We start from the raw sequence: 16740 nt of genomic DNA, 5'->3' as shown, positions 1-16740 counted from the left end.
CTTTGGGCGGCGTGGAACCGCGGCTTGCCGGCGACAGGGCTATACGGACACGCTGTGAACCCATCCCTGGGCGCTAACTTTTTCGTCCCTGAAAAAGATGTCCGCTGCGCCCTGTCCCCTATGCCGCTCGTGTCCCGGTAAAATCAAGCACGCGACACATACTCGCCGGAGCGAGTATCGACTTTCAGCACTTCACCCTGGTTGATGAACAGCGGCACCCGCACCACGGCGCCGGAAGAGAGCGTAGCCGGCTTGGAGCCGCCCTGGGCGGTGTCGCCCTTCAGGCCCGGGTCAGTCTCTACCACTTCCAGCTCGATGAAGTTGGGCGGCGTCACGCTGATGGCATTGTCGTTCCACAGGGTCACGGTGTAGACCACCTGCTCCTTGAGCCACTTGGCGGTATCGCCCAGCGCCTTCTTCTCCACCGCGTACTGCTCGAAGGAGCCATCGGTCTTCATGAAGTGCCACATGTCGCCGTCGGTGTAGAGATATTCCATCTCCAGGTCCACCACGTCGGCACCTTCCAGGCTCTCGCCCGACTTGAAGGTGCGCTCCCACACGCGGCCGGTGATCAGGTTGCGCAGCTTCACGCGGTTGAACGCCTGGCCCTTGCCCGGCTTGACGAATTCGTTCTCGACGATCGCACAGGGGTCGCCGTCCAACATCACCTTCAGACCGCCCTTGAATTCGTTGGTAGAATAGTTAGCCATGTTACCTCTCGAATGATCGGGCGCGCCGCAGCAGGCTCTGGGCGCGCAAAAGTACCGAATCGACGAGGATTCGAGCCCTCGCCCCATTGTGACTGGTGTGCCGCATGATAACCCGAAGCTCCGCCCTTTTGCAGAGAGCGGAATCGACCCCCGTCGACGTTGCCCCTCTGACGCTGCAGAGCCCCTGGCAGACCCAGCTGTCGCGGGCGGTCCGAGACCCACGCGAGCTGTGCCGCCGACTGGGGCTGGACGACACCTGGCTGCCGGGTGCCGAAGGAGGCCATGCGCTGTTCGAGGTGCGCGTGCCCGAGGCGTTCCTGGCGCGTATGCGCCCCGGCGACCCGCACGACCCCCTGCTGCGCCAGGTGCTGCCGCTAAGTGCCGAGGGCGAGAGCGTACCCGGCTACGTGACCGATCCGCTGCAAGAGTCCGCACATACGCCGGGGCCGGGACTGATCCACAAGTACGCCGGCCGCGTACTGCTGATCGCGAGCCCAGCCTGCGCGGTGAACTGCCGCTACTGCTTCCGCCGTCACTTCCCCTACGACGACAACAGCCCCTCGCGCGCGCAGTGGGAGAGCTCGCTGGACACGCTGCGCAGCGACCCGAGCATCCGTGAGGCGATTCTCTCCGGCGGCGACCCGCTGGCCGCCAGCGACCGCCAGTTGGCCTGGCTCGTCGAGCGCCTCGAGGCGATCCCCCACCTCGAGCGCCTGCGCCTTCACACCCGCCTCCCGGTGGTGATCCCGGACCGCATCGACGATGCCCTGCTCGGCTGGCTCGGCAACACGCGGCTGCAGAAGGTGATGGTGCTGCACATCAACCATGCCTACGAGATCGATCAGGCGGTATTCGAGGCCTGCGCGCGGCTGAAGGCGGCCGGGGTCACCCTGCTCAACCAGAGCGTGCTGCTGCGTGGCATCAACGACTCGGTGGCGTCGCTGGCCGAGCTCTCGGAGCGGCTGTTCGAGGCCGGCGTGCTGCCCTACTACCTGCACGTGCTCGATCCGGTGGCGGGCGCGGCACATTTCGACGTGCCCGACGAAGAGGCCCGCGAACTGGTCGCGGGCCTGCGGGAGGTACTACCCGGCTTTTTGCTGCCGCGCCTGGTCAGGGAGATCCCCGGCGAGGCGAGCAAGACGCCGCTGTAGCCGACAACCACGGCACAAGCAGCGTCGGGGACAGGTCAGGGATGGGTTTACAGTGCCTCCTCGTAGACCTGTCGCCGATCAAGCTGCGAGGCCAGGGCGGTTACTTTACGTCTGCCAAGCTCTCCGCCGTTACGTTGGCCGCCGCCGGCTGGGTGGAGACGTGGCGGTTGATGGCGCTCATCACCGCCTTCATCGAGGCGCTGGTGATGCTCTCGTCGGTGCCCACACCGAACACCGCCTTGCCGTCGATGCGCACCTCCACGTAGGCGATCGCCTCGGCGTCGGAGCCCTGGCCGCGGGAGTGCTCGTGGTAATCGATGATCTCCACGTCGTGGCCGGCCGCCGCCAGGGCCTTGATGAAGGCCGCCAGCGGACCGTTGCCCTCGCCGCCGATGGCGCGCCGCTCGCCGTGCTCGTCGATGTTGGCCTCGAGCTTGACCCTCGGGCTATCGGCTTCGGAAGCGAGGCGATGGTTGACCAGCGCATAGGGTGAAGTGCGCTCCAGGTACTCGTCGGCGAAGGCCTGGTAGATCATCTGCGAGGTGATCTCCTTGCCGGTACGGTCGGCCACTTCCTGCACCACCTGGCTGAACTCGATGGAGAGCCGGCGCGGCAGCTCGATACCGTGCTCCTGCTCGAGCAGGTAGGAGACTCCGCCCTTACCCGACTGACTGTTGACGCGAATCACCGCCTCGTAGCTGCGCCCCACGTCCAGCGGGTCGATGGGCAGGTAGGGCACCTCCCACATGGCCTCCGGATTGGCGCGACGCTCAGTCATGCCCTTCTTGATCGCATCCTGGTGAGAGCCCGAGAAGGCGGTGAACACCAGGTCGCCCACGTAGGGGTGGCGCGGATGCACCGGCAACTGGTTGCAGTACTCCACCTCACGCATGATCGGCGTGATGTTGGAGAAATCGAGCCCCGGGTGCACGCCCTGGGTATAGAGATTCATGGCCAGGGTGACGATGTCGACGTTGCCGGTACGCTCGCCGTTGCCAAACAGCGTGCCCTCGACGCGGTCGGCGCCGGCCATCAGGGTGAGCTCCGCCGCCGCCACGCCGGTGCCGCGGTCGTTGTGCGGATGCACGCTGACGATCAGGTGATCGCGGTTCTTGACGTTGCGACAGAACCACTCGACCTGATCGGCATAGTTGTTGGGCGTGGCCGCCTCCACCGTGGCCGGCAGGTTGACGATCATCGGCTTCTCGGCCGTGGCACCGTAGGCCTCCATCACCGCCTCGACCACTTCCTTGGCGAAGTCCATCTCAGTGGTGGTGAACAGCTCCGGCGAGTACTGGAAGGTCCAGTTGGTTTCCGGTGCCGCCTGCATCAGCTCGCGGATCTGGGTGGTGGCGTCCACCGCGATGCCGATGCACTCCTCCTTGCTGACGTTGAACACCACGCGGCGGAACACCGGGTCGGTGGCGTTGTAGACGTGCACGATGGCGTTCTTGGCACCCTTGAGCGACTCGAAGGTGCGCTCGATCAGATGCGGACGCGCCTGGGTCAGCACCTGAATGGTAACGTCATCCGGCACCCAGCCGTTCTCGATCAGCGAGCGCACGAAGTCGAAATCGGTCTGCGAGGCGGAGGGGAAACCGACCTCGATCTCCTTGAAGCCGATTCTCACCAGCAGGTCGAAGAAGCGCTGCTTGCGCTCCTGATCCATGGGATCGATCAACGCCTGGTTGCCGTCGCGCAGGTCGACGCTACACCACAGCGGCGGCGTCTCGATGCGTCGGTTCGGCCACTGTCGGTCGGGCAGATCGACGGCGACGAAGGGGTGGTACTTGGCGGCGGGGTTGTCGAGCATCATGGCGGTGGTCTCCCTAGCTGGCGGCTCTGATTCGGACAGACGGCATTCAGAAACGACGACGCCCCGGCTGCATGGAGCATACCGGGGCGTCGTGGCGATAGACGGAACGGTGCACGCGACCCTTTACCATCACGGAAAATACGGTCACGGCAAAACGGTGTACGTAGCGGAAAGCAATTCGGTTGGTTGACATCTCGGTACCTCGACTGACCTGGACAAAAACGCGATGCGCAGCGCATCGCCCGACACTCAAAGGCCGGGTAGTAGTCGTAGGTTCAGGCTGAGGTAGCAAAATGTCGTGTTCATGCTCTCTAGAAAATCAGTCTGCGTGATGCTTGTCAAGGGTCGCCCTCGTTTTTGGCTTCGTCATCGGCCCGCCGCCACCACTCGAGCAACCCCCCGGGGAGCGCTTCCTCGGCCAGCGTCAGGCTCCAGAGCGAAGCGCCGTCGGCATCCTCCACGCTCAGGCAGAAGCGGCGCCGGTCGGCACCCTGCGCCTCTTCACGCCCCGCTGCCCGCCCCGCTTCCGCACTCGACAGCAGGCGCCAGAGCTCGTCACGCTGTGCCTCGCTGTAGCGGGCACAGCGGATACAGCGTGGGCGCGCCAGGCCGGGGAAATGCGCCACGCCCCCCTCTCGGCGCAGCCAAACCACACTGGCCGGCGTCAGGGGTGGCGGCTGGCTCACGGCAACACTCCCACGCGCCGCCAGCCTTCGCGTACCGCTGTCGCTTCCCGGCTTGCGGCACCGTAACGACGCTCGGCGTTGTCATGGGTCAGCGAGGCAAAGGTGACGAAGTCGCTATCATGACTCAGACGGCGATCGACGAGGGTGTCGTACCAGATCCGTCCGGCCCGCTCCCAGGCATGACCGCCCAACGCCATGGCCACGAGATGAAAGGCGTGATTGGGAATGCCCGAGTTGATGTGCACTCCGCCATGATCCGCCTCGGTGACCACGAAAGCCTCCATGTGATCGGGCTGCGGGTCGCGCCCCAGCAGCGGGTCGTCGTAAGCGGTGCCCGGCCTCGCCATGGAGCGCAGGGCGCGACCGGCAACCCGCTCGGTGAACAGCCCCTTGCCAATCAGCCAGTCAGCCTCATCGACGCTCTGCCCCAGTTCACGCTGCCTGACCAGACTGCCGAACACGTCGCACAGCGACTCGTTGAGCGCCCCGGACTGCCCTGCATAGGCCAGCGCGGCTTCGTGCTGGATGACGCCGTGGGTCAGCTCGTGGGCAATGATGTCCGGCGCAATGGTGAAGCGGTTGAACAGCTCGCCATCGCCGTCGCCGAAGACCATCTGGCGGCCATCCCAGAAGGCGTTTTCGTAATCCTGGCCATAGTGCACCGTGGCCAGCAGCGCCATGCCGTCATCGTCGATGGAGTGTCGCTCGTAGATCTCCCAGAACAGCCGGTAGGTCGCTCCCAGGCCCCGATACGCCTCGTCGACGGCAGGATTGCCGATCTCCCCCTGCCCCTCGCTTCGCACCAGCCTGCCGGGCAGTACCTGGCGCTGCTCAGCGGAGTGGACGTAGCGGGCCGGCTCACCGCGCCGGGCGCTGCCCTGCGGCAGGGCAACACTGCCCGCCCGGGCACGAAAGCGGCCGTCGGCCAGCAGGGTCTGCCGGGCGCACTCCCGCTGATGGTCCGAGCCGCTACTGGCGACTCGCTCGAGCAGATAAGGCGGCAGAAAGGTGCGCACCCCTGAGGCTGAATGGTCGGTCATCCCTTACTCTCCTTCTGCCAGACGTTCTGCCACTTGGCTCGGCCATCGAGCCGCTCATTTGAGCATAGCGGAAGCGCTATTTTTCGCGCCGCTCGAGCATCGCCTCCATGCGTGAAAGCTGATCGCGCAGCTGGCGTACGTCGTTGCGCAGGCCGTGCAGCTCCGCCGCCTCGCCCTCGCCGCTCTCCAGCTCGATCTGGATGCTCTCCTTCTGCATCACGTCGAGCACGATGCCGATCATCATGTTGAGGAAGATGAAGGCGTTGAGAAAGATGAAGGTGAGGAAGAAGATCCAGGCGTAGGGGTAGTGCTCCATGGTGGGATAGAGCACCGCCGTGGCCCAGCTCTCGAAGGTGGCGACCTGGAACAGCGTCAGCATGGCCAGCGAGATGTTTCCCCACAGCCGCTCGTCGACGTCATGGAACAGGAAGCTGCCGATGGCCGCGTAGATGTAGAAGATGATGAACATCAGCAGCGCCACGTAGCCCATGCGCGGAATCGACTTGAACAGCGCCGCCACCAGCAGGCGCAGCTCGGGAATCATCGACACCAGTCGCAGCACGCGGAAGATGCGCAGCAGCCGCGCCAGCAGCACCATTTCGGAATCATCCATGGGGATCAGGCTGGCGGTGACGATGAGGAAGTCGAAGACGTTCCAGCCCTTCTTGAAGAAGTCGGCCAGCCGCCGCTCCGCCGCCATGCGGATCAGAATCTCCACCAGGAAGAAGATCGTGACCGCCACGTCCAGCACCCGCAGCCATTGCTGGAAATGGGTGATCTCGTCGTAGGTTCTCGCCCCGATCAGCAGGGCCGAAAGCACGATGATCGCAATCACCGTGAGCTCGAAGATCTTGTTGGCACGCAGCCGCTCGAAGCGCTCGCGCCAGGTATCGAAGGAAGCGCTCATGGACATTCTCGGAAACACGCTCTGTGAAACTCCAACCCGTTGCCACATGCCGGACCGCCGGCCGGGCGCAGCGATGGTATCACGAGCGCGAAGCGCACAACGCCCCATCACGGCGAATGGCAACACCGGACGTTACGACAACGAAACCTTTATTCACGCTCCCCGCCTTGTCCTGCTTCCATCCTCCCGCCTACTTTCTATTCATCACGTGCAAGGGAAAAGGAGTCCAGCACATGAGCGAAGAGAAGCAACCCCCACAGGAGCAGTCCCACCAGCCCGGCGCCGAGTACAAGATGGACCCGCAGCCGGAATACATTCGCCAGAGCTACCGCGGCGCCGACAAGCTCAAGGACAAGGTGGCTATCATCACCGGCGGCGACAGCGGCATCGGTCGCGCCGTGGCGGTGCACTACGCCCGCGAGGGCGCCGACTGCGTCATCGTGCACCTGGAAGAGGATACCGACGCCCGCGACACCCAGCGTCTCGTGGAAGCCGAAGGGCGCCGCTGCCTGGTACTCAAGGGCGACGTGGGCGAGCCGTCGTTCTGCGACGAGATCGTCGACAAGACCCTGGCGGAGTTCGGCAAGCTTAATATCGTGGTACACAACGCCGCCGAGCAGTATGACTGGGACGACATCACCGAGATTCCCCCGGATCAGCTGCAACGCACCTTCCAGACCAACGTGTTCAGCCACTTCTACCTGACCAAGGCGGCCCTGCCCCACATGCACGAGGGCGACAGCATCATCTGCACCTCGTCGATCAACGCCTTCAAGGGCAATCCGACGCTGATCGACTACACCGCCACCAAGGGCGCGATCCAGGGCCTGGTGCGCTCGCTGGCGGTGCCACTGGCCGAGAAAGGCATTCGCGTCAATTCAGTGGCCCCGGGGCCGGTGTGGACGCCGCTGATCCCGGCCAGCTTCGACGCCGAGAAGGTCGCTTCCTTCGGCGGCCAGGTGCCGATGAACCGCGCCGGCCAGCCCTCCGAGATGGGGCCGGCCTACGTCTACCTGGCCTGCGAGGAGTCTTCCTACATGAGCGGGCAGACGCTGCACCTGAACGGCGGCGTGGTGTTGAACACTTGATACCCGAGCGCCTGACGCACGACGGCCGCCCAAAGAGGGCGGCCGTCGTCGTTTCGGGCCGGCTCGGATGACCAGCCCGAGTGCTTCGATCAGGTGGTCAGCTCGGCAGGATCCAGCAAACCGGTGAGTTCCTGAGCGAAGTAAGCGGCCTCACGCCCACGCGGGGTCAGGTAGCCGCCATCGGCCTGGGTCACCAATCCCTTCTCATACAGCCGCTCGGCAGCGGCCACAGCGCCGGGAGATGCGCTACCGGCATGCACCTTGAGGCCTGCCTGGGTGGTATCGAGGTTGTACAGGCAGAGCAGGTTCAGCTCGTCCAGCAGCTCGGCGGAGAAATGCGCTTGGGCCATGGCGACCTCCGTTTCAATGGGGTTCTCCGAAGGTACGCCACTTCCCACTGCGGCACCAGTGCTCTCGCCTTACCCCTTTCGTCGGTTAGCCCGCGCGGCTATCGTCTTCCAGATCCCCTTCGCGATAGCCCATCAGGTAGAGCACGGCGTCGATGCCCAGCGTCGAGATCGACTGGCGCGCCTGGCTGCGTACCAGGGGCTTGGCACGGAAGGCGATGCCGAGACCGGCGGCGGCCAGCATCTTGAGATCGTTGGCACCGTCGCCCACGGCGATGGTCTGCTCCATGGCGAGCCCCTCGCGGGCGGCGATCTCACGCAGCAGCTCGGCCTTGCGGCTGGCATCCAGGATCGGTTCGCGCACCTCGCCGGTGACCTTGCCGTTCTCGATCACCAGCTCGTTGGCGTGAATCTCGTCGAAGCCGAGCTTCTCCTGTAGATGGCGGGCGAAGTAGGTGAAGCCACCGGAGAGGATGGCGGTACGGTAGCCCAGGCGCTTGAGGTGCTTCATCAGCCGCTCGACGCCATCCATCAGCGGCAGTTCCTCGGCGATCTCGGCCAGCACCGCTTCGTCGAGGCCCTTGAGCTTGGCCATACGCTCACGGAAGCTCTGCTGGAAATCGAGTTCGCCGCGCATGGCCCGCTCGGTGACCGCCGCAACCTCCTCGTAGACGCCGTGCCGGCGGGCCAGCTCGTCGATCACCTCGGCCTGGATCAGGGTCGAGTCCATGTCGAAGCAGACCAGGCGACGGTGGCGGCGCCAGATCGAGTCCTCCTGAATGGCGATATCGACGCCGTGCATGGCGCCCAGCGCCAGCGCCTTCTCGCGCAGGCTGTCGAGATCGATCTCTTCGCCACGCAGCCAGCACTCGACGCAGGAGCCGAAGCGCGGCACGCCACCATCCAGCGGCTCACGGCCGGAGAGGCGATGGATCAGCTCCACGGTGAGGCCGTGCTCGGCGGTCAGAGCCCCCATCTCGGCCAGAATACCGGCGGGCAGGTGCGGTGCCAGCAGCGTCAAGATCAAGCGCGGTTCGCTGGCCTGGCTGCTCCAGCGCTGATAGTCCTCGGCGCTGACCTGAATCGCCTGCACGTCGAGGCCCAGGCTGTCACCCGCCTCGTTGAGGGCTCCTTCCAGGTCGCTGTCGTGCTCGAGGCCGACCAGGGCTTCCAGCGAGACCATACCGAAGGTCACGCTCTGGTTGATGTCGAGCAGCCGTGCGCCGCTGCGCGCCAGGGCCTGGCCAAGGCCGGCCAGTTGGCCGGGTCGTGCCGCGCCGGTGGCGCGTATCAGCAGTCGTCGTGTCATTCCCCACACTCCAGGCGGTCGACCTTCTGCAGGCCGCGGGGCAGCTTGCTGCCGCGTCGACCGCGTTCGCCGCGATAATAATCCAGTTCCGCGTCCTTGAGAGTCAGATGCCGCTTGCCGGCATGAATGATCAGTGACCCTCCTGCAGGCAGCAGCGCGATGTCACGCACCAGTTCCTCACGCCGCGCGGCGCGGGCGCCGGGAATATCGATCATCTTGTTGCCCTTGCCCTTGGCCAGCTCGGGCAGTTGCTCCAGCGGGAACAGCAGCAGCCGCCCTTCGTTGGAAACCGCCGCCACCCAGATGTCCTCACCTTCGGGCACGCGCACCGGCGCCATCACGCGACAGCCCTTGGGCACCGATAGCACCGCCTTGCCCGACTTGTTCTTGCCGATCAGCTCCTCGAGCTTGGCCACGAAGCCGTAGCCACCATCGCTGGCCAGCAGGTAGCGGTTCTCTGGCGGGGCCAGCATCAGCCCGGCCATGTGCGCACCGGCCACCACGTTGACCCACTTGGTGACCGGCTCGCCCTGGCTGCGGGCGCTGGGCAGGTTGTGGGCGGCCAGGGTGTAGGCACGGCCGGTGTCGTCGAGCAGCACCAGCGGCTGGTTGGTCTTGCCGCGGCCGGCCAGAGCGAAGCGGTCGCCGGACTTGTAGGAGAGACCTTCCGGATCGATTTCGTGGCCCTTGGCGGCACGAATCCAGCCCTTCTCGGAGAGCACCACGGTGATGGGGTCGGCGCCCATCAGCTCGACCTCGGAGAGCGCCTTGGCCTCCTCGCGCTCGACGATGGGTGAACGGCGCTCATCGCCGTGCTCACGGGCCGCCTCGCGCAGCTCCTCCTCGATCAGGTCGGTGAGCTTGGCTTCGCTGCCGAGCAGCTCCTTGAGGCGCTTGCGTTCGGCTTCGAGGGCGTCCTGCTCGCCGCGGATCTTCATCTCCTCGAGCTTGGCCAGGTGGCGCAGGCGCAGCTCGAGGATCGCCTCGGCCTGGCGGTCGGAGAGGCCGAAGGCGGCCATCAGCGCGCTCTTGGGCTCGTCCTCCTCGCGGATGATGCGGATCACCTCGTCGATGTTGAGATAGGCGGCAAGCAGGCCTTCGAGGATGTGCAGGCGATCCTCGACCTTGCCCAGGCGATGCTCCAGGCGCCGACGCACCGTCTTGCGCCGGAAGGTGAGCCATTCGCCGAGCATGTCCGGCAGCGGCATCACCCGCGGCCGGCCGTCGAGACCGATCACGTTGAGGTTGACGCGGATGTTCTTCTCGAGATCGGTGGTGGCGAACAGGTGCGCCATCATCGCCTCGATGTCGACCCGGTTGGAGCGCGGCTCGATCACCAGCCGGGTCGGCTCCTCGTGGGTCGATTCGTCACGCAGGTCGGCCACCATGGGCAGCTTCTTGGCCTGCATCTGGGCGGCGATCTGTTCGAGCACCTTGGCCCCGCTGACCTGATAGGGCACGGCGGTGACCACCACCTTGCCCTCTTCCAAGGTGTAGCGAGCGCGCAGCTTCACCGAGCCACGACCGCTCTCGTAGAGCTTACGCAGGTCGTCGCGGGAGGTGATGATCTCCGCCGCAGTGGGGAAATCCGGGGCCGGCAGGTGCTGCATCAGGTCGGCGGTGGTGGCCTCGGGGTTGCGCAGCAGGTGACAGGTGGCCTCGACCACTTCGTTCACGTTGTGCGGCGGGATGTCGGTGGCCATGCCCACGGCGATGCCGGTACCGCCATTGAGCAGCACGTGGGGCAGGCGTGCCGGCAACACCACCGGCTCGTTCATGGTGCCGTCGAAGTTGGGGGTCCAGTCGACGGTGCCCTGGCCCAGCTCGGCGAGCAGCACTTCGGCGAACTTGGAGAGCCGCGACTCGGTGTAGCGCATCGCCGCGAACGACTTGGGATCGTCGGGGCTACCCCAGTTACCCTGGCCATCCACCAGCGGATAGCGGTAGCTGAACGGCTGCGCCATCAGCACCATCGCCTCGTAGCAGGCGCTGTCGCCGTGGGGGTGGAACTTGCCCAGTACGTCGCCGACGGTACGCGCCGACTTCTTGTACTTGGCGCTGGCGTTCAGCGCCAGCTCGCGCATGGCGTAAACGATGCGCCGCTGCACCGGCTTCATGCCGTCGCCGATGTGGGGCAGCGCCCGGTCGAGGATGACGTACATCGAGTAATCGAGGTACGCCTTCTCGGTGTATTCGCGCAGCGAGAGGCGCTCGACGTCGCCCTCCGCCACCTGGATATCCATGGTCATACGATATGCCCTTGGTCAGGGTTCAATGTCTCTCGTTCCGGCCGCGGCTATCCCGGCGGCAGGCCTTCGCGGAGGCGCTGTGAACCCATCCCTGGGCGCTACATTTGCCATACATGGCAAATGACCTCCGCTACGGCCTGCCCCCGGCGCCGCTCGTGCTGGCGCTATACTTCGATATCCGCCAGGTTGCCATAATCTTCCAGCCAGCTCTTGCGGTCGGCGGCGCGCTTCTTGGCCAGCAGCATGTCCATCATCTCCATGGTGCCGTCGCCGACCTCGCGGGTGAGCTGTACCAGGCGCCGGGTCTCCACCGCCATGGTGGTCTCACGCAGCTGCAGCGGGCTCATCTCGCCGAGGCCCTTGAAGCGCTGCACGTTGGGCGTGCCGCGCTTGCCCTCGAGCTTGCGCAGGATCGCCGCCTTCTCGCTCTCGTCCAGGGCGTAGTGCACCTCCTTGCCCAGGTCGATGCGGTAGAGCGGCGGCATGGCGACGTAGACGTGGCCGGCATCCACCAGCGCCGGGAAGTGGCGTACGAACAGCGCGCACAGCAGTGTGGCGATGTGCAGGCCGTCGGAGTCGGCGTCGGCCAGGATACAAACCTTGTGATAGCGCAGCTGGCTGAGGTCGTCGCTGCCCGGGTCCATGCCCACCGCCACGGCGATGTCATGGACCTCCTGGGAGCCGTAGATGTCGTGGCTGTCGACCTCCCAGGTGTTGAGGATCTTGCCGCGCAGCGGCAGGATCGCCTGGGTCTCGCGGTTGCGCGCCTGCTTGGCGCTGCCGCCGGCCGAGTCGCCCTCGACCAGGAACAGCTCGCTCTGGGCCGGGTCCTGGCCGGAGCAGTCGGCCAGCTTGCCGGGCAGCGCAGGGCCGGCGGTGACCTTCTTGCGCGCCACCTTCTTGGCACTCTTCTGGCGCCGCTGGGCAGCACTGATCACCAGTTCGGCCAGCGCCTCGGCCTGGTCGACGTGATGGTTGAGCCACAGCGAGAAGGCGTCTTTCACCACGCTCGAAACGAAGGCCGCCACGGTGCGCGAGGAGAGGCGCTCCTTGGTCTGACCGGCGAACTGCGGGTCGAGCATCTTTACCGAGAGCACGTAGGCGACCCGCTCCCATAGATCCTCGGGAGTGAGCTTGACCCCCCGCGGCAGCAGGTTGCGGTATTCGCAGAACTCGCGCAGCGCCTCGAGCAGGCCCGAGCGCAGCCCGTTGACGTGGGTGCCGCCCTGGGGCGTGGGGATGAGGTTGACGTAGCTTTCCATCAGCGTCTCACCGCCTTCGGGCAGCCACTGCACTGCCCAATCCACCGCCTGATCGTCGTCGGCGAAATGACCGATTAGCGGCGAGGCAGGCAAGACTTCGAAGCCGTCTGTGGCCTGGGCCAGGTAGTCGCGCAGGCCGTCCTCGTACTGCCATACGCTCTCGGCACCGTCGGTTTCCACCAGGGTGACCTTGAGCCCCGGGCACAGCACCGCCTTGGCGCGCAGCACATGCTTGAGCCGGCCCATGGCGAGCCTGGGGCTGTCGAAATAGGACTCGTCGGGCCAGAAGCGCACCAGGGTACCGGTGGTACGCTTGGCCACGCTGCCGATCTCGGCCAGCTCCGAGACCTTGTCGCCGTGCTCGAAGGCCATGGCGTGGCGGGCGCCGTCGCGCATCACCTCGACCTCCAGGCGCCGCGACAGGGCGTTCACCACCGACACCCCGACGCCGTGCAGACCGCCGGAGAAGCGATAGCTGGACTGGGAGAACTTGCCGCCGGCATGCAGCCGGGTGAGGATCAGCTCGATTCCGGAGACGCCGTGTTCGGGATGGATGTCGATGGGCATGCCGCGGCCGTCGTCGGCCACTTCGATACCCCCATCCTCCAGCAGGCGCACGGTGACTTCCCGGGCATGCCCGGCCAGTGCCTCGTCGACGCTGTTGTCGATGACTTCCTGGGCCAGGTGGTTGGGGCGGGTGGTGTCGGTGTACATGCCGGGGCGCTTGCGCACCGGATCGAGACCGGAGAGTACTTCGATTGAGCTGGCACTGTACTGTGTCATGCGTGTCCCAAAGCCATTACGAATTCGATTGCGCTCCCAGCGTGACCTCTGCGCATCCCTGTCGCCCGCCCTGCTGCCGCTCGGTTCACCCCTGCCGGCATGATACCCGTTCCGGCGGCAGGCCGTGTCCACCATGGGCCATGATGGCCGGCAGATACGCCTCCAGGGCGCTGAACACATGATCGCCGCCCGGGTGCAGCACGGTCCTGGCGCCCCGGTAGAGCGCGAAGGCATACGCCGGATCCAGCGTCTCGTCGGCGCTACCCAGCAGCAGCAGGTAGCGCTCGGGCGTCACCCGCTGCGGCGTCAGCGCATCGAGCTCTTCCCGATGAGCGGTTTCGATGGTGAAGCGCTCGCCGGTATGCTCGTTGACGAAGGCTTCGCCGACCCACTCCGATACCAGCCGCGCCGGACGGACCGCCGGATTGATCAGCACGGCGCGAAGATCGTGACGCTCGGCCAGACAGCTGGCCAGAAACCCGCCCATGGAGCTGCCTACCATCAGCGGCCTCTCCCCCAGCCCCTGCAGCAGCGCCTCGGCCTGCTGTAGTGCCGCCCAGGGCCGATGCGGCAGCTGCGGCGTTTCGCAGGGTAGCGCCAGCGCCGCACAGGCGGCGCGCATCAGCACCGCCTTGGGCGAGCCGTAGCCGCTGTTGAAGCCGTGCAGATAGAGCACACCGCTGGCCGGTGGCGCTGTCAGCGGCGTGCTCAGCATACCCAAGCCACTGTATACATTACCAGCCCTACTGAGGCCTGATACGGATATCGCTTCAACGCTCGCCCCCCTGCTCGGCGCGCCACACCGCTTCGATCAAAGCCCGGCTTGAGGCATCCATCCTGTCGAGGCCGTCGCGCTCGGCCAGAATCCGCTCGGTCTCGCCGGCGATCTGCTTGCCCAGCTCCACGCCCCACTGGTCGAACGGGTTGATACCCCAGATGGCGGCCTGGACGAACACCTTGTGCTCGTAGAGCGCGATCAGCGCCCCCAGCGTGGCGGGCGTGAGACGGTCGAGCAGCAGCGTGGTGGAAGGCTGGTTGCCGCGGTAGCGCTTGTGTCCCGGTCGTTCGCCCGGCTCGTCGATGGCGTCGTCGCCGAGCATCAGCAGGCGCGACTGGGCGAAACAGTTGGCCAGCGTCAGGCGATGCTGGGCCATCAGGTGATCGCGGGTCGCCGCGTCCTCGACGTCGTCGTAGCGCGTGAGCGGCGCGATGAAGTCGCACACCACGGGCTGAGTGCCCTGGTGCAGCAGCTGGTAGAAGGCGTGCTGGGCATTGGGACCGAGCTGCCCCCACAGCACCGGACAGGTGGAGTAGCCGACCTGACGGCCGTCATGGGTGGCCGACTTGCCGTTGGACTCCATCTCCAACTGCTCGAGATAGGCGGCGAAGTGCTCCAGGCGGCCATCGTAGGGCAGGATCGAGTGGGCGCGGATATCAAGGAAATTGACGTTCCAGATCCCCGCCAGGGCCAGCAGCACCGGCAAGTTGTCGTCAAGCGGCGCCTGGGCGAAGTGCTCGTCCATGGCATGGGCGCCGGCCAACAGCTCGCGGAAGTTGGCCATGCCGATCACCAGGGCGATGGGCAGCCCGATGGCGCCCCATAGCGAATAGCGCCCGCCGACCCACTCCCAGAACAGCAGCTGGTTGGCCTCGGCGATGCCCCACTCGCTCATCTTCTCGGGCTTGGCCGAGACGCCGACGAAGTGCTGGCGCATCACCATGGCCTCGTCCACGTCCTTGCCATCCTCCACCAGCCGCGCCATCAGCCAGTCGCGGGCGGTACGTGCGTTGGACAGCGTATCGATGGTAGTGAAGGACTTCGACGAGATCACGAACAGCGTGGTCTCGGGGTTGAAGCGGGTGAGGTAGTCGGCAAGCTGCGAGCCGTCCATGGTCGAGGCGAAGTGCACTGCGACGTGATGGGCATCGGCGGGGCGGTAGTCTGCCAGGGCGTGAGTCACCATCAGCGGGCCCAGGTCGGAGCCGCCGACGCCGAGATTGACCACGTCGTGAATCGGCCGGCCGGTGGCGCCGCGCCACTGACGGGCATGCAGCCGCTCGACCATGGTCGCCATACGATCCAGGGAGGCATGCACGCCAGGCACCACGTCCTCGCCCTCGACGAGAAGCGAGGCCTCGGGGGGCAGGCGCAGCGCCGTGTGCAGCGCCGGACGATCCTCGCTGACGTTGACGTGCTCACCGCTCAATAGTGCCTGAATGCCTTCAGGCACCCCGGCCTCTCGCGCCAGGTCCAGCAGCAGCGCAAGCGTCGCATCGCTCCAGCGCTGCTTCGACAGATCGAGGGTCAGGCCCGCCGCCCGTCGCGTGAAAGCGCTACCTCGCGCTTGGTCGACGAACAGCTGGCGCAGGTGAGCGCCGCGCATCTGCTCGGCATGTTCCATCAGCCGCTGCCAGGCACCGGTCCGGTCGATGGGTGCTTGGTTCATGGCAATCCTCCTTGACGTCTTTGCGGGAGCCGCCGCATCTGGGAAGGCTCTCGTCGAAACCGGGCAAAGTTCCACCGCTCTCAGGCTAGCCTTGTATCCGCCTGTAAATCCACCGCTCCATCGCTGTGGCGCTATCCGTGCAGCCGGCCGGCAGCAAGCGTAGAATGTCCGCCTGTTCCACGCTACCGGCCTGACCTGCTCATGAGTGACGCATCTTATCGTGACGCGATCTTTTCGACACCCCTGGACCGGGTGGCGCGCTTCTCCTTCGACGAGCAGGTGGTGGCCTGTTTTCCCGACATGATCCGCCGCTCGGTACCCGGCTACGGCCAGATTCTGGGCATGCTGGGGCTGATCGCGGCACGCCATCTGCGCCACGGCGCTCACGTCTACGACCTGGGCTGCTCGCTGGGCGCCGCCAGCCTGGCCCTGGCCGGTCAGCTGCCGCCGGACGCCTTCCGGCTCACCGCGGTGGACATCTCCCCAGCTATGGTGGAGCGTGCCCGCGAGACCCTCGCCACGGAGTGTCCCGAGCATGCCATCGAGGTGATCGAGGGCGATATCCGCACCCTCGACTATCGCCCCTCGGGTCTGGTGATCCTCAACTTCACCCTGCAGTTTCTGCCCCCCGAGGATCGCGAAGCCCTGCTCACTCGGCTCTATGCGGCGCTGGAACCGGGCGGGGTGCTGGTGCTCTCGGAAAAGGTGGTCGATCCCGACGAGCGCGACAACGCCTGGCGGGTGGAGCGCTACCACGACTTCAAGCGCGCCAACGGTTACAGCGAGCTGGAGATCAGCCAGAAGCGTACGGCGCTTGAGAACGTGCTGGTGCCGGACACCCTGGAAGCCCACCATGCGCGCCTGGCGCGGGCCGGCTTCCCGCGCTCGCTGACCTGGTTCCAGTACCTCAACTTCGCCTCGCTGATCGCGTTCAAGGAGGCCTGA

15 protein-coding genes are annotated in these 16740 nt (G+C 65.9%); 3 read left to right on the top strand and 12 right to left on the bottom strand.

What is annotated here, in order from left to right:
• Positions 1 to 143: 143 nt before the first annotated feature.
• Positions 144 to 710 carry an elongation factor P gene (gene efp, locus B8115_RS08225; protein ID WP_010627305.1) on the bottom strand — a complete coding sequence of 189 codons (567 nt, stop codon included), beginning with the start codon at positions 708 to 710 and terminating at the stop codon, positions 144 to 146.
• Between the two features lie 104 nt (positions 711 to 814).
• Here efp and epmB point away from each other — a divergent pair, with 104 nt between their 5' ends.
• The gene (epmB, locus tag B8115_RS08220) at positions 815 to 1861 is read left to right on the top strand and encodes an EF-P beta-lysylation protein EpmB (RefSeq protein WP_035590513.1); all 1047 of its coding nucleotides are present in this window, start codon (positions 815 to 817) and stop codon (positions 1859 to 1861) included.
• A 100-nt stretch (positions 1862 to 1961) separates the two neighbouring features.
• Here epmB and leuA read toward each other — a convergent pair whose 3' ends face one another.
• The 5 genes from leuA to B8115_RS08200 all read right to left on the bottom strand — a co-directional run bounded on the left by leuA (position 1962) and on the right by B8115_RS08200 (position 6310).
• Positions 1962 to 3677 carry a 2-isopropylmalate synthase gene (gene leuA, locus B8115_RS08215; protein ID WP_010627303.1) on the bottom strand — a complete coding sequence of 572 codons (1716 nt, stop codon included), beginning with the start codon at positions 3675 to 3677 and terminating at the stop codon, positions 1962 to 1964.
• 46 nt (positions 3678 to 3723) lie between these two features.
• Positions 3724 to 3870 (bottom strand): hypothetical protein, encoded by a 147-nt coding sequence (locus B8115_RS23580; RefSeq protein WP_158409644.1) that lies wholly within the window; start codon positions 3868 to 3870, stop codon positions 3724 to 3726.
• 145 nt (positions 3871 to 4015) lie between these two features.
• Entirely contained in the window at positions 4016 to 4363 is a 348-nt protein-coding gene (locus B8115_RS08210) for a protealysin inhibitor emfourin (protein ID WP_010627302.1), read from the bottom strand.
• A complete protein-coding gene (locus tag B8115_RS08205) occupies positions 4360 to 5403 on the bottom strand; it encodes a M4 family metallopeptidase (protein ID WP_010627301.1) in 1044 nt (347 codons plus the stop codon). The genes B8115_RS08210 and B8115_RS08205 overlap by 4 nt, the downstream gene beginning before the upstream one ends.
• Before the next feature lie 76 nt (positions 5404 to 5479).
• Complete coding sequence (locus B8115_RS08200; protein ID WP_026037977.1) at positions 5480 to 6310, bottom strand: ion transporter; 831 nt, start codon at positions 6308 to 6310, stop codon at positions 5480 to 5482.
• 233 nt (positions 6311 to 6543) lie between these two features.
• Between B8115_RS08200 and B8115_RS08195 the strand changes: the two genes are divergently transcribed.
• Complete coding sequence (locus tag B8115_RS08195) at positions 6544 to 7398, top strand: SDR family oxidoreductase (protein WP_010627299.1); 855 nt, start codon at positions 6544 to 6546, stop codon at positions 7396 to 7398.
• Positions 7399 to 7487: 89 nt separating this feature from the next.
• Here B8115_RS08195 and B8115_RS08190 read toward each other — a convergent pair whose 3' ends face one another.
• From B8115_RS08190 to pgi, 6 genes are all read right to left on the bottom strand, one after another.
• Entirely contained in the window at positions 7488 to 7748 is a 261-nt protein-coding gene (locus B8115_RS08190; RefSeq protein ID WP_010627298.1) for a TIGR02647 family protein, read from the bottom strand.
• An 85-nt stretch (positions 7749 to 7833) separates the two neighbouring features.
• Positions 7834 to 9054 carry a phosphoserine phosphatase SerB gene (gene serB, locus B8115_RS08185; protein WP_010627297.1) on the bottom strand — a complete coding sequence of 407 codons (1221 nt, stop codon included), beginning with the start codon at positions 9052 to 9054 and terminating at the stop codon, positions 7834 to 7836.
• The gene (gene parC / locus B8115_RS08180; RefSeq protein WP_010627296.1) at positions 9051 to 11303 is read right to left on the bottom strand and encodes a DNA topoisomerase IV subunit A; all 2253 of its coding nucleotides are present in this window, start codon (positions 11301 to 11303) and stop codon (positions 9051 to 9053) included. Before parC ends, serB begins: the two co-directional genes overlap by 4 nt.
• 164 nt (positions 11304 to 11467) lie before the next feature.
• A complete protein-coding gene (gene parE / locus B8115_RS08175) occupies positions 11468 to 13348 on the bottom strand; it encodes a DNA topoisomerase IV subunit B (RefSeq protein ID WP_010627295.1) in 1881 nt (626 codons plus the stop codon).
• A gap of 85 nt (positions 13349 to 13433) precedes the next feature.
• A complete protein-coding gene (locus B8115_RS08170) occupies positions 13434 to 14063 on the bottom strand; it encodes a YqiA/YcfP family alpha/beta fold hydrolase (RefSeq protein WP_010627294.1) in 630 nt (209 codons plus the stop codon).
• Between the two features lie 55 nt (positions 14064 to 14118).
• Positions 14119 to 15795: a glucose-6-phosphate isomerase gene (gene pgi, locus B8115_RS08165; protein WP_010627293.1), complete on the bottom strand. Its 1677-nt coding sequence runs from the start codon at positions 15793 to 15795 to the stop codon at positions 14119 to 14121.
• A gap of 201 nt (positions 15796 to 15996) precedes the next feature.
• On the opposite strand from pgi, the gene cmoA reads away from it, so the two are divergent.
• Entirely contained in the window at positions 15997 to 16740 is a 744-nt protein-coding gene (cmoA, locus tag B8115_RS08160) for a carboxy-S-adenosyl-L-methionine synthase CmoA (RefSeq protein WP_010627292.1), read from the top strand.

The organism is Halomonas sp. KM-1, from assembly GCF_000246875.1.
GTDB lineage: Bacteria > Pseudomonadota > Gammaproteobacteria > Pseudomonadales > Halomonadaceae > Halomonas > Halomonas aerodenitrificans.
Note: the sequence above shows the minus strand (reverse complement) of the source record. Positions and strands in the feature narration are given on the sequence as shown.